The 13,785-nt window shown below is 62.0% G+C and carries 10 protein-coding genes and 3 pseudogenes; 5 read left to right on the forward strand and 8 right to left on the reverse strand.

Annotation, left to right across the window (positions count from 1 at the left end; translation table 11 throughout):
* The 7 genes and pseudogenes from AC07XM_RS20780 to AC07XM_RS20810 form a co-directional block, all read right to left on the reverse strand.
* Nucleotides 1–162: pseudogene (locus AC07XM_RS20780) on the reverse strand (electron transfer flavoprotein subunit beta/FixA family protein); the annotation flags it as partial.
* Nucleotides 163–292: 130 nt separating this feature from the next.
* The gene (locus AC07XM_RS20785; RefSeq protein WP_016486810.1) at nt 293–1,618 is read right to left on the reverse strand and encodes a spinster family MFS transporter; all 1,326 of its coding nucleotides are present in this window, start codon (nt 1,616–1,618) and stop codon (nt 293–295) included.
* Between the two features lie 67 nt (nt 1,619–1,685).
* A complete protein-coding gene (gene dmpG, locus AC07XM_RS20790; protein ID WP_016486811.1) occupies nt 1,686–2,717 on the reverse strand; it encodes a 4-hydroxy-2-oxovalerate aldolase in 1,032 nt (343 codons plus the stop codon).
* 10 nt (nt 2,718–2,727) lie between these two features.
* Entirely contained in the window at nt 2,728–3,657 is a 930-nt protein-coding gene (locus AC07XM_RS20795) for an acetaldehyde dehydrogenase (acetylating) (protein ID WP_016486812.1), read from the reverse strand.
* Nucleotides 3,658–3,695: 38 nt separating this feature from the next.
* The gene (locus AC07XM_RS20800) at nt 3,696–4,487 is read right to left on the reverse strand and encodes a fumarylacetoacetate hydrolase family protein (protein WP_016486813.1); all 792 of its coding nucleotides are present in this window, start codon (nt 4,485–4,487) and stop codon (nt 3,696–3,698) included.
* Between the two features lie 68 nt (nt 4,488–4,555).
* The gene (locus AC07XM_RS20805) at nt 4,556–5,329 is read right to left on the reverse strand and encodes a glucose 1-dehydrogenase (RefSeq protein ID WP_016486814.1); all 774 of its coding nucleotides are present in this window, start codon (nt 5,327–5,329) and stop codon (nt 4,556–4,558) included.
* Nucleotides 5,330–5,371: 42 nt separating this feature from the next.
* Nucleotides 5,372–6,352, reverse strand: a complete 981-nt coding sequence (locus AC07XM_RS20810) for a flavin reductase (RefSeq protein WP_016486815.1) — start codon at nt 6,350–6,352, stop codon at nt 5,372–5,374.
* Nucleotides 6,353–6,569: 217 nt separating this feature from the next.
* Between AC07XM_RS20810 and AC07XM_RS20815 the strand changes: the two genes are divergently transcribed.
* The 4 genes and pseudogenes from AC07XM_RS20815 to AC07XM_RS20830 form a co-directional block, all read left to right on the forward strand.
* Nucleotides 6,570–8,006, forward strand: a complete 1,437-nt coding sequence (locus AC07XM_RS20815; protein WP_031312446.1) for an aldehyde dehydrogenase family protein — start codon at nt 6,570–6,572, stop codon at nt 8,004–8,006.
* A 60-nt stretch (nt 8,007–8,066) separates the two neighbouring features.
* On the forward strand, nt 8,067–9,662 hold the full coding sequence (locus tag AC07XM_RS20820; protein WP_070086825.1) for an amidase: 1,596 nt from the start codon (nt 8,067–8,069) through the stop codon (nt 9,660–9,662).
* Between the two features lie 131 nt (nt 9,663–9,793).
* Nucleotides 9,794–10,981, forward strand: a complete 1,188-nt coding sequence (locus AC07XM_RS20825; protein ID WP_016486818.1) for an acyl-CoA dehydrogenase family protein — start codon at nt 9,794–9,796, stop codon at nt 10,979–10,981.
* A 90-nt stretch (nt 10,982–11,071) separates the two neighbouring features.
* Nucleotides 11,072–11,464 (forward strand): annotated as a pseudogene (locus AC07XM_RS20830) (FAD-dependent oxidoreductase); the annotation flags it as partial.
* Between the two features lie 48 nt (nt 11,465–11,512).
* Here AC07XM_RS20830 and AC07XM_RS20835 read toward each other — a convergent pair.
* Nucleotides 11,513–12,277 (reverse strand): annotated as a pseudogene (locus AC07XM_RS20835) (LysR family transcriptional regulator); the annotation flags it as partial.
* Between the two features lie 140 nt (nt 12,278–12,417).
* Between AC07XM_RS20835 and AC07XM_RS20840 the strand changes: the two are divergent.
* Nucleotides 12,418–13,773, forward strand: a complete 1,356-nt coding sequence (locus AC07XM_RS20840; RefSeq protein ID WP_016486875.1) for an MFS transporter — start codon at nt 12,418–12,420, stop codon at nt 13,771–13,773.
* Nucleotides 13,774–13,785: the final 12 nt, after the last annotated feature.

Here is a 13,785-nt window from a genome sequence, read left to right on the forward strand (position 1 = left end):
AACGCCTTTTTCCTTCAGGCGTACGGCCTCTTCCACGGCGATTTCGCAGAAGGGGTTCATGGACATCTTGACGTTAGTAAGGTCGACGCCGGAGTTGTCCGCCTTGACGCGAACCTTGACGTTGTAGTCGACCACTCGTTTGACGCTTACCAGTATCCTCATAAGCTCTCCAGTCATTGATATTGCGAACGCGGGGCAGCGGGTGTCTGACAATGACGGTAACGTAGGGAATGTGCGGGTGGATCGTCCGTTTCAACTAGTTGATCGGCGATTGTGCGCCAGTGCTCAGGTTTCAGGCATACGCAGAAAGGCGCGAAGGGGCGGCCAGGTGTTGATAGGTCCGCCAGAGCAGCACGATCGGTATGACGATGGTAAGGCTGACCAGCAGCAGGGCGTAGCGCAGCGACTCGTCCACCAGCACTGGCATCAGTACATCGCTCAGTAGCCCGGTTGCCAACGGGCCGATACCGACTCCGCACAAGGTCGAGATAATGGTCTGCAGGGCGACGGCAGTCGCCCTGCGGTGGGCGGGCACCAACTGGGTCAACAACGAGAAGCAGGGGCCGACCCACCATACCGAGAAAAAGCTGCCCAGCGCACACCAGAGCATCGCGCTGGGTACCGGAACTGCACCCGCATGCAGCAGGATGTCACGTGGCCAAAGCAGGTAGATGATCAATGCGCAATTGCCGAGCACATGGCCGATGAGCGGAATGCCGATTTGCCAATGCTGGCTCCTGATCACCAGGCGGTCGGTCAGCCATCCACTGAACAACGCCCCTAGCCCGGCAAAGGTGCCGCCTACCAAGCCGGCCAGAAGGCCCGCGTAGTGCAAGGGCAGGTCATGCGATCGCACCAGGAAGCTGGCATTCCACATGGCAAAGGCATAGGCGCTGAAGGTGGTAATGCCGCAAGCCAGCACCAGGCAACGGTAGGCAGGCTGTGCCATGAGTGCCCGCGCACTGCCCAGCAGGCTTTGTATGGGCGGTGCGCCCTGGCTGGCGTGGCTATGGGGGAGGTCGAAGCGACCCCGTACCGGGTCGCGCATCAAAAAGGCAAACACCGCGCTGATCAGCAGGGAAGGCAGGGCGACAGCAAAAAAAGCGCTGCGCCAGCCATATTGGTCGACCACCCAGGCGCCGGCACTAAGGGCAACGATGGTCGAAAACGTCGGCGCGGCGGTGTAGCAACTGATGGCAAAAGAACGCCGGTGCGGTGGGTAGATATCGGCAATGATCGACATCGAGGTCGAGGTGCTTGGTGACTCGAAGACTGCTACCGCCATGCGTGCGATCACCAGCATCGCAAAGCTGGTGGACAGGCCGCAGGCCACCGTTGCCAGCGCCCACAACGAGCAGGTAATGGCCAGCAGGCGTGTGCGTGACAGGCGATCGGCCAGGCGCCCGGCTGGCAGGCCCAGCAGCACATAGACGGCAGCGAAGGCCAGGCCCGAAACCAGGCCCATGGCGGTGTCGCTGGCACCGAACTCTTGTTTGAGCGGTTCGATCATCACGGCAATGATCTGCCGCCCGACAAAGTTGTCGGCGTACATCATCGCGAGCACAAACAGCAGACCATGGCTGCGCCAGCCGATGGGTTGAGGGTGCGTACTGCTCATGGATGACTCCCGGTCAAACCGCAGAGATGGGCAATGGCCCAAGCTGTGCCTGGGCCCCGTGAAGCGGTCAGGCGCTGGCTTGGCGTTGCTTGGCCAGGGTCATCGCGGTGTCTTCGATCATGTCTTCCTGGCCGCCGACCATGCCGCGCCGGCCCATTTCGACAAGAATTTCCCGCGCCGGGACGCCGTACTTTTTTTCAGCGCGCTTGGCAAACAGCAGGAACGAGCCGTAGACACCCGCATAGCCCATGGTCAGGGCATCGCGATCGCTGCGGATCGGGAAGTCCATGATCGGCACCACCAGGTCCTCGGCAACGTCCTGGATACCAAACACACTCACGCCAGTTTCAATGCCCATGCGGTCGCAGACGGCCACCAGCACTTCCATGGGGGTATTGCCAGCACCCGCGCCCAAGCCTGCGCACGCGGCATCGATACGGGTGGCGCCAGCGGCAATGGCCGCGATCGAGTTGGATACGCCCATCGACAGGTTGTGATGGCCATGGAAGCCGATTTCAGTCTCGGGCTTGAGCGCTGCACGCAGCGCCGCGACCCGCGCGCTGACGTCGTGGGGCAGCAGGTAGCCGGCCGAGTCGGTGATGTAGATGCAATTGGCCCCGTAACTCTCCATCAGCTTGCCCTGGGTGGCCAGGCCTTGCGGGCTGTTCATATGGGCCATCATCAGGAACCCGACGCTGTCCATGCCCAGCTTGCGGGCCGCGCCAAGGTGCTGTTCGGACACGTCTGCTTCCGTGCAGTGAGTGGCGACGCGAATCGTGCTGACGCCCAGTTCGTAGGCCATCTGCAGGTGATCGACCGTGCCGATGCCCGGTAGCAGCAGTGCGGAGACCTTGGCGTTTTTCATCAGCGGGATGACCGCCGACAAATACGCCTCGTCGCTGTGCGCCGGAAAACCATAGTTCAACGAACTGCCACCCAGGCCATCGCCATGGGTCACCTCGATCAACGGCACACCGGCGGCGTCGAGGCCACAGGCAATGTCTTTCATTTGCTGCAGGGTGATCTGGTGGCGTTTGGGGTGCATGCCGTCACGCAGGCACATGTCGTGGACGGTGATGGATTTGCCGTGAAGGTCCATGGTGCGCTCCTTAGGCGATGGCAGGTTGTGGGCTGCTGGCACGCAGGGTCAGCTCGCCTTTGAGCATCGCTTCGGCAAACATCTCGGCGGTGCGCGCGGCGGCGGCGGTCATGATGTCGAGGTTGCCGGCATATTTGGGCAGATAGTCGCCCAGGCCTTCGACTTCCATGAAAATCGACACCCGGTTACCGTCGAACACCGGGCCGTTGACCAGCTTGTAGCCGGGCACATAGCGCTGGACTTGCTTGATCATGTCGGCAATCGCGGCGGTGATGGCTGCCTGGTCAGGCTCGGTTTCGGTCAGGCAGTGCACGGTGTCACGCATGATCAGCGGCGGCTCGGCGGGGTTGACGATAATGATTGCCTTGCCCTTTTTTGCGCCGCCAACCTGTTCCACGGCCGCAGCGGTGGTACGGGTGAATTCATCGATGTTCTTGCGTGTGCCTGGGCCGACCGATTTCGAGGCCGCCGTGGCAATGATCTCGGCATAGGCCACCGGCTGCACGCTGGACACCGCGGCCACCAGCGGGATGGTCGCCTGGCCGCCACAGGTCACCATGTTGACGTTCATCGCGCCCAGGCCTAGGTTGTGCTTGAGATTGACCGGTGGCACGCAGTAGGGGCCGATGGCTGCTGGCGTCAGGTCGATCATCAGCACACCCAAGGCATTGAGCTTGCGGCTGTTCTCGGCATGCACATACGCGGAGGTAGCATCGAAGGCGATCTGGATGCCGTCTTCCATTACATGCGGTAGCAGGCCGTCGACGCCCTCGCTGGTGGTCTTCAGGCCCAGCGCGGCGGCGCGGGCCAGGCCTTCGGAGGTGGCGTCGATACCCACCATCCAGACGGGCTCCAGTACTTCACTGCGCTTGAGCTTGTACAGCAGGTCGGTACCGATGTTGCCGGGCCCGATGAGGGCGCATTTTATCTTTTTACTCATGGCATTGTTCTCGATCAGAAGAAGGAACGGCCGCAGGCTCAGGGCACGAAGTTCAGGTGCATCTCGCCCATGCCGCTCAGCGACAGGCTGACGAAGTCACCCGGTGCGACCGGTACCAGTGGCGCAAGGGCACCGGACAGAATGATTTCGCCCTTGCGAAACGGGATGCCCAGTCGGCCCAGGGTGTTGGCCAGCCAGGCCACGGCGGCGCAGGGGTGGCCTTGCACCGCCGAGCCCAGGCCGCTGCCCACCGGCAGGCCGTTTTTGAACAGGTGCAACTGGACCTCGGCCAGGTCCAGTTCACGCGGATCGACGCGCTGCTGGCCCAGGGCGAAAACACCGCATGAAGCGTTGTCGGCAACGGTGTCCTGAATGCGGATCTGCCAGTTCTCGATACGCGAGTCGACAATTTCGAAGCACGGCATAACCCACTCGCTGGCCGCCAGCACATCGTTGGCGGTGATATCGGTACCTTGCAGGTCTTCGCCCAGTACAAAGGCAATCTCGCCTTCGGCCCGTGGCTGCACAAGATGGTGGGCAGCAAAGCTGATGTCGCTGCCATCGGCAACCTGCATACGGTCGGTTAGAAAACCAAAATCGGGCTGATGCACATCGAGCATTTCTTGCACGGCGCGGCTGGTCACCCCGATTTTCTTGCCGATCACTTGCTCGCCCACCGCTTCGCGACGCGCCAGAAATCGCCGGGAGATCTGGTAGGCGTCGTCAAGGCTGATGGCCGGGTAACGTTGGGTCAGCGGGGGCAGGCTCTGGCGTGCGTTCAGGGCATGGAACAGCTCGTCGCCCAGTGTTTCAATCAGTTGCGCATCCATAGGGAGGTCGCTCTGTGGCAAGTGGATAACAGGCCGGGCCAGCTGCAGGCACGCCCGGCAAAAAGGCCTCAACCCGGCCAGACACTGGAATCGGCGCCGCCATCGACATCGATGATCTTGCCGGTGACCCAGGCCGAGGCGGGGCTTGCCAGGTAAAGGGCCGCGGCGGCGATGTCCTCTGGTTGCCCCAGGCATTTGAGCGGGGTGTTGCTTTCCATCGTTTTGCGCATGGCATCGGGCATGACCCCGGCCAGGGCGTCGGTCAGGATTGGCCCTGGCGCCACCGCATTGACCCGGATCTGCGGCGCAAACTCTTGTGCCAGCAGGCGCGTCAGGTGAGTCAGGGCAGCCTTGGCGGTGCCATAGGCACTGAAATGGCGCTGGGCATAACGGGCGGCGACCGAGGTAATGTTGATGATGTTGCCGCCCCCGGCGTCGCGCATCAGGGGTACGCAGAGCTGTGAAAGGGCATAGGCGGCGCTGACGTTGAAGCTCAACACCTGCTCGAAGTCTTGCGGGCTCATCTTCAGCGGGTCATTGGGGCCGCCGCCCCCGGCATTGTTGACCAGATGGGTGATGCGCCCCAGCTGTTCGGCGGCGTTGGCGACCAAGGCGCAGCGCTGTTCGCTGTCGGTGACATCGCAGCTCAGGGCCAGGGCGCGCCGCCCTCGGCTGCGTACCTCTTCGGCGACGGCCTCGACATCTGCCAGCGAACGGGCGCTGCAGACTACATCAGCGCCAGCATCGGCGTAGGCCAAGGCAATGGCGCGACCGATGCCGCGGCCGCTGCCGGTGACAATGGCGACACTGCCAGTGAGGTTGAAGCGTTGCAGAATGCTCATGGCTGTCCTTATTGTTCTAATGGTTCAGGGAAGACACAGTGCTTAGCGCGGCGCCCACAGGTCCGGCAAGCCCGGGTCGGAGGTGGCGATCAGGCGCTTGAGCAACACCTTGAGTGCCTGGCTATCACCGGCGCCAAGACGGGCAGCGATATCCTCCTCGACGGCTTTGGCCAGGGCCACCTCCTGCAGCGAAGCCTCCCGCCCGTCGGCTGTGAGCACATAGCGGACCTGCTCATTATCAAGCTCACGGGCGACCAGGTTCTGGCGTTCCAGGAAGCGCATGCTGGTGGCGCTGACCACATGGCCGGTGTAGCCGACGAAGGCGTTGATCTCGTCCAGGGTCAGGTTGTCCCGAATGCACAGGGTGGAGAGAATGAAGAACGCGTGTTCATCGAGCTGCTGGTTCTTCAGCAGGCGGCGCAGTGCAAACAGCATCTGGTAGTGCGAGCGCCCGAGCAGGTAGCCGAGCAAGTCTTCGGTGTAACTGCACTCGGGCGGTGGCGGGGTAGTTGCCAGGCGCAGTTCGTTGCGCGGCTTGCGCATCGCCAGAGCGTACTGGCCACTCTGGAAGGCCAGGGGCGCGCGGTCGCTATGGTCGAAAGCGAGCACTTCGCCGACGAAGATGACATGGTCGCCGCCTTCATACTGGAAGGCTGTGCGGCATTGGAAGCGCGCCGTACAGTCTTGCAGCAGCGGTGCCTCGCTGATACCTGTGTCGAGCTGGATTTCGGAGAACTTGTCTTCACCCTGGCGGGCAAAGCGGCCGGACAGCGTTTCCTGCTCCGTCGACAAAACGTGCACGTTCCAGTGGCGACCACCGCTGAACACCGGCAGACTGCGGGCATTCTTGGACAGACTCCAGAGCACCAGAGGTGGGTTGAGCGAGACCGAGTTGAAGCTGTTGGCCGTGATGCCAACGGGCGAGCCGTCTTCGGCCTTGGTAGTGATGATGGTCACTCCCGTGGTAAAGGTGCCGAGCGCGGCGCGAAACGCTTGAGGGTCGAAACAGGCGGGCGTTGCCATGATGGGCCTCATGGAATGAGTGTGCGTGCTGGCAGTATTCCCAGCGTCACGGGGCTTTGCATCGTCTCAACGGACTAACGTTTTTGGCTCGATCGTCCACTTGGACGAGGCGGTCTCCGGGGTCTGGGGCTAGTTTGCGGGGCAGGGCGTCGTGCAACGACGGCCATGGTGGGCACAGAGGCGACATGCTGGCCCTTGTTCAGTTGAGGAGGCACCAATGAGTTGTGCAAATTCTTCCGTCGACATGCTGTCGGCCTTGCTGCGTGAACAAAAGGCTGCGTTCAACGCTCAAGGGGCTGTCACTGCCGTGGCCCGCCGCGCGCGGATCCAGCGGGTGATCGACATGCTGGTGGCGCACCACGAAGCGCTGGCCGAGGCGATGGATGCGGACTTTGGCGGCCGGCCCCAGGGTTTTTCGTTGATGAATGATGTGCTGGGTTCGCTCGGGTCCCTCAAGCACGCGCGCGACCACCTCGAAGGATGGATGCAGGATGAGCCGCGGCCCGTCTTCAGCCCTTACGATCAGCTGGGCGCCGAGGCCTGGGTGATGTATCAGCCCAAGGGTACGGTGGGCATTCTGGGCACCTGGAACGCCCCCCTGTATACCTTGCTCAGCCCCCTGGGTTCGGCGTTGGCGGCGGGTAACCGGGCGATCCTCAAGCCTTCGGAGGTGGTGCCACGCACTGCTGCGCTGGTGGCGAAGCTGTTTGCCGAGGCGTTCGATCCGCTCGAAGTGGCTGTGGTCACCGGTGGCGCGGACCTGGCCCAGGCCTTCACCGCACAGCCGTTCGACCACCTGGTGTTTACCGGCAGTACCGCGGTGGCCAGGTCCGTGATGCGTAACGCGGCCGAACACCTGGTGCCGTTGACGCTGGAACTGGGCGGAAAGTCGCCGGTCATCGTCGCCCGCAGCGCCGACCTGGGCACCGCAGCGTTTCGTATTGCGCTTTCCAAGACCACCAACAGTGGCCAGGTCTGCATCAACCCGGACCTGGTCTACGTGCCACGCGAGCAGCTGGAAACCTTTCTTGAGGCCTTTGCCAGCGCTTACCGCCAGTTCATCCCTGAGGTGAGCGACAACCCGGACGTGGTCGCGGTGGTCAATGCCCAACACCTGTCCCGTGTTGAAAACCTGGTTCAGCAGGCGCTTCAAGCCGGTGCCCGGGTAGTGAGCCTGCCCTACGCGCAAGCGGCTGATGAGCAAAACCGCCGCCGACCGCTGCAACTGGTGATCGACCCGCCGCAAGGCAGCCTGATTCTGCATGAAGAAATCTTCGGCCCGGCAATGGTGGTTCTGCCTTTTGATGAGGTTGATCAGGTCATCGCTCAGATCAACGCCCGCCCGCGGCCTTTGGCCCTTTACTACTTTGGCAGCGACGCCAAGGAGCAGCGCCAGGTGCTGGAGCACACATTGTCCGGCGGTGTCACCCTCAACGATGTGATGATGCATGCCGCCTTGCATGATGCCCCGTTCGGTGGGGTTGGCGGGTCAGGCATGGGCCACTACCACGGTCGCGAAGGCTTTATCGAGTTCAGCCACCTGCGCACAGTACTCAAGGCGCCCGAGCATGATCCGCGCGGTGAATGGGGCCTGCTACCGCCTTACAGCGAACACTTCCTGGCCGCGATGAAAGCGCAGATCACCCCGGACTGATCGGGGAAACCGGCGCGCTGAGCGAATCGAACAGACACAATAAAAAACGGAATTCTGCACATGGAAAAAAACGCATTGCCACTGGCCGACACGCTTGCCCCAGCGGGTGCCGACGCCGCTGACGGATGGCCGCGCCGGCAGGTGCTCAAGGCCGGCGCGGTGGCGCTGGGCGTCGGGCTACTGGGGCGCTTTGCCGATGCCCGGGCCGCAGGCGGCTTGTCGGCCAGCGATTACCTGGGCCTGGATGCCTGGGCCATGGCCAAGGGCTTGCAGGCCGGCCACTTCAGTGCCGAAGACTTGCTCGGCGCAGCATTCGCCCGTTGTGACCTGGTCAACCCGAAGATCAACGCAGTCAACATGCGCCATGACGATTATGCCCGCGCGTTGCTGGCGGCCAGGCAGAAGGCCGGCACCCTGACCCAGGGCTCGCTGGCGGGCGTGCCGATCCTGCTCAAGGACCTCAACACCTACTTGCAGGGCACGACCACCAGCAACGGCAGCCGGCTGTTCAAGGACGCGCCCCCTTCGAGCGTTACCAGCACCTTGATCCGCCGTTATGAAGCCGCCGGGGCAGTGCCTTTTGGTAAAGCCACCAGCCCGGAGTTCGGCCTGACCACCACCACCGAGTCGTTGGCATGGGGGCAGACCCGCAACCCCTGGAATCTGGCGTTGAGCTCGGGTGGTTCGTCCGGTGGTTCCGCCGCGGCGGTTGCCGCCGGTATCGTCCCGGTCGCCCATGCCACCGACGGTGGCGGCTCGATCCGGATCCCGGCGTCCTACTGCGGGCTGGTCGGCCTCAAGCCGACACGCTACCGCACGCCGAGCGGGCCGGCCCGCCTGGAAGGCTCGTTTGGCGCCAGTGTCGCCAACATGGTCTCGCACAGCGTGCGCGATACCGCGTTGTTTCTTGATGCCGGTCAGGGTCACGAACCAGGGAGCCCGTACTGGAGCTCACCGCTGGTACGTCCCTACGTCGAGGAGCTGGGCCGTGACCCGGGCCGTTTACGGGTTGCACTGGTGCGGGAATCGCTGACCGGGGCACCGCTGGACCCGGCGATTGCCAAGGTTCTGGAGGACACCATCAAGCAACTGCTGGGCCTTGGCCACGAAGTGGAAGAACTGCGCTTGCCGATTCAGGCCCAGCAGCTGTTCGGCGCCCACGGCGTTGCCATCGGCAACTCCTTGCTGGTCACGGTCAATGACCGGGAGAAAGCCCTGGGCCGCGCGTTGGGGCCGCAGGATCTGGAAAGCATCACCTTTGGTGTGCTGGAGCGTGCAGCGAAAGCCACGGGTGAGGGGGTAGTGCGTGCCCGGCATGCGTTCGAAGACATCAGCATGGCCATGGAACAGCAGTTCGAGCGCTTTGATGTGATCCTTTCGCCGGTCACCGCCAGCCTGACGCCGGCCCTGGGCGAGCTCTCGCTCAACCAGCCTTACGAAAGTTACGCCCGCAAGGCCATGGGCAGTGCCGCGTTTACCGTGCTGGCCAACGTCAGCGGCCAGCCGGCTATTTCCTTGCCGTTGGGCATGAGTGACAGCGGCCTGCCAGTGGGCATGATGTTCACCGCTCGCCTGGGCGGGGAAGACGTGCTGCTGCGCCTGGCCTCGCAGCTGGAGCAGGACCGCCCGTGGGCCGCCAGGCGCGCCGCGATCTGAGCCTGAAAGGCGCCAGGGACGGCGCCGTACCGTGTTTCCCTAGTCCGCTTTGACGATGAATATTCGCCTGCTGCATTCGATCATCAACCAAGACTCGCGCAACCGCGCAACGAGATTGGGAGAACGAACGGATGGACAGCATGCGAGTAAGAACGCCGGAAGAAATCGAACTGCTTGAACACGCCCGGCGCCTGGTGCCCGCCCTCAAAAGCCGCACCGCGCGCGCTGACCGCGAGTTCCGGGTACCGGACGAAACCATCTTCGAATTGCAACAGGCCGGCTTGTTGCGGGCCTTGCAACCACGTGCGTTTGGCGGCTACGAGGTCGATCCGCGGACGTTTTTCGAAATCCAGATGATCCTCGCCGAGGGCTGCATGTCCACAGCGTGGATTTATGGCGTGATGGGCGTACACCCCTGGCAGCTGGCGCGCTACCCGATCGAGGCCCAGCGCGATGTATGGGGCCAGGACCATACCACCCTGATCTCGTCCACCTACATGCCCGTGGCCAAGGTAACCGTGGTCGAAGGCGGTTATCGCATCAGTGGTCGCTGGGGCTTTTCCAGCGGCAGCGAACACTGCCAATGGTGCTTCCTTGGCGGGGTGCTGCCCGCCGATGGCGACCGTGCAGCGGAGCACGGCACCTTCCTGATCCCGCGCAGCGACTACCGTATCGAGCACAACTGGGACGTGCTGGGCCTGCGCGGCACCGGCAGCCACGACATTGTGGTCGAAGATGCCTTCGTGCCGGCACACCGCGTGCAACGCACCAATAACTGCACGCTGGACGCGACGCCAGGACGCCTGGTGAACACCAATCCGATTTATGCCATTCCTTTCGCCCAGGTGTTCACGCGCGCTGTGTCCTCATCGGCCATCGGTGCCTTGCAGGGGGCGATCAACGAATTTCGTGCCAATGCCGCTGCGCACATCGGCAAGCACGGCATGAAAACCGCCGATGACCCGGTGGCGCAAACCACCGTTGCCGAGGCGACGATCATCGTCGACAGCCTGCGGCTGGTACTGGAGCGGAACTACGCGCACCTGATGGCGCTGGCCGAAGCGGGTGAGTACCCGGATGTGGAAACCCGTCTGCTGTACCGCTACCAATCCTCCTATGTCACCAATATCTGCGCCGAGAAGGTCAACGAACTGCTGCGCTGCATGGCCGCTTCCGGGCTTTATAACACCAACCCCGTGGCGCGCCTGTTCCGCGACCTGCACCAGGCACGTGGGCATATCGCCAACAACTACATGGCCTTCAGCCGCAGCCTTGGCGCCGTGCAACTGGGCCTGCCCAACCCTGATCCTTACGTATGAGCCGTGCCCGGGCCTAGCTGCAGGCCCGGGTATGCGCACCCCTGGCCGGCACGCCGGGAAATTTCCGATCACAGCCAAGGCACAACAACAATGACAGCTAAAGCTCAGCCTGTTTCACACTACGACGTGATCGTCGTCGGCTCCGGTGCCGGTGCGATGACCTCGGCGCTGTTTGCTGCCGAGCAGGGTCTATCGGTACTGGTTGTCGAGAAAAGCGACAAGTTCGGCGGTACGTCGGCGATCTCCGGCGGCGGCATCTGGATTCCCAATAACCACTACTTTGCCGCCAAAGGCGGTGGCGACAGTGTGGAGCTGGCCCTGCAGTACCTCAAAGCTGCCACCGGTGAGCATGGCGATGACAAGCGCTTGCGTGCCTACGTCAAGCACGCGCCGCAGATGATCCGGGCCCTGGTGGACAACAGCCATGTGCGTTACGCCGTGGCGGCGAAGTACCCGGACTACTATCCGCAACTGCCAGGCTCGCGACAATTCGCTCTGCATGTCTGGCTGTTTCAGCTGAAGCGTACGGATGCCCGGCATGCTCAGCTGCGTAAGGGTTTCCGGGAGGATGCTAATCCCGATGCCGGCGGCTATCAGGCCGGGAATACTCATCAGCGACGGTACGTACATGATGTTGGCGGGATGCAGCTGGTACTGCCGGCATAATTGCAAGATGTGCGAGGTGAGGCCGATCCCCGCCGGGTCTTCCAGAAAGATGAACTTCTCTTGCCGAAGGGATGCCAGATCGCCGTTGAAATCCCGCGCCAGCGCATGGTTGTCCGGGGTTAGAAGGACTAACCTGGAGAGGCTGAAACAGTGGGTGCGTAGTCGGTCGGGCAAATGGTCTTTGAAGATACGGGCAAAGCCGATATCGATTTTCCCTTCAAGCAATAAATCGAATTGGGCCTGAATCCGCGCATCCAGCAACGTTACCTTAACCTCGGGATAGGCGCCGAAGTAATGCCGCATCAGTTGAGGGAGGTTAGCTTCGAGCAACGCCGAGTGGTAACCGATCGTGATCTCTCCAATTTCCCCCCGCCTAGCCCGCCGAGCAGCGGCTACCGCCAGGTCACTGGAATAGAGCGCATCCTTGGCGTGGGGTAGGAACGCTGCGCCGGCAGCAGTCAGTTCCACCCCGCGGTTGGCACGTCGAAACAGCGCTACCCCCAATTCGCTCTCCAGGGTTTTGATCAGCTGACTCAGGGCCGGCTGGGCGATCTCAAGCTGCTCCGCGGCCTTGCTGAAATGCTGGAACGTTGCGGCGCAGACAAACGCACGTAGATGACGTAGCTCCATCAAAGCCCCTCTATAAGCTTACCTTATGGAAATCTCCAGAATTCGATAATTATTTTGCAGGCAAAAGCTTCTAAAGTCGACTCAGTACCAGCCCACACCCAGATCGGGCGTATCCCATAACAATAACGACTGAGACCCTCATGAAAACTACAGAGCCCTCTGTTGCAGACAGTCAGATGTCAAAAAAGGCGGTGACAGCCGCCACCATTGGTACAGCGTTGGAGTGGTTCGATTTCACCCTGTACGGTGCTGTTTCCGCGACCGTGCTACCGAAACTGTTCTTTCCCGCAATGGAGCCGACTTCAGGGCTGCTCGCTTCCTTGGCGACCTTCGGCGTAGGTCTGGCAGCGCGGCCATTAGGGGCGATCACATGTGGTTACCTCGGTGACAAACTCGGGCGCCGCAACCTCATGCTCGCGACAGTGACGCTGATGGGCTTGGCTTCGGTGTTGATGGGGCTGCTGCCGACCTACGCACAGGTGGGCATCTGGGCGCCCATCATGTTGGTGATTTTGCGAATCCTTCAGGGTTTTGCTTTGGGTGGGGAGTCCACGGGCGCCCAGCTGATGGCGTTGGAGCATGCACGGCCAGACCGACGTGGACGTTATTCTGGGTTTCTGGGCCTTTGTTCACCAATGAGCCAAATCTTGGCAAACGGCGCGTTGTTAGGGCTGGCGGGATTCCTGAGCGCAGAACAATTTGAGTCTTTCGGTTGGCGGATTCCCTTCCTCTTGAGCTTCGTGCTCGTGGTGGTGGCGATCTTCATTCGGCTCAAGGTCAGCGAGACACCAGCCTTTGTCGCTTTGAAGCAGGACGAAACACCCCACGTTGGAAGCCCTTTGAAAGATGTGCTGAGGATCCATTCTCGTACCATCTTGCGGCTGATGTTCTTTTTCTGCTCACCCGCTGCTCTGTTTTACCTGATCGTGATTTTCACACTCAGCTACCTGGTCAAGCAACTCGGTATGCCGCAGTCCATGGGGTTCATGTCCCTGATGGTGGCTAACGTCTGCGCGATTTTTGGCGCGCTGGCTGGCGGGTACCTCAGTGACCGGTGGGGACGCAAGAAAGCGCTCGCCTTCGGCTCATGCATGACCCTCGGGATTCTGCTGGTGTACTTCCCAATGCTGAACACGCAGCAACCCGCCATGATCATGGCCGCCATGGGACTGTTCCTTGGATTCACCCAGTTCCAGAGCGGGATCCAACCCGTTGCATTCGCCGAAGCATTCCCCACCAACGTGCGCTACACCGGCTCGGCCCTGGCTTATACCGGCGCCAACCTGCTGATTGGCGGCCCGATGCCTATCCTCGCCGTGTGGCTGATGAGTCAGACCGGCAATTCGCCATGGTTGCTCGTCGCGATATGCGCTGCGATCAACCTGGTGTCGCTTGCGATGATCCTGATAGGGCCAGAAACCCGCGGAATCGATCTCAGCAAGTCCGAACCAGCAGAGAACGTAACCTTCAGCAACTCCCCTCAATACCTCAAGTGAAAGCGGAGCCAT

It is taken from the genome of Pseudomonas sp. GW460-LB5 (assembly GCF_059423245.1).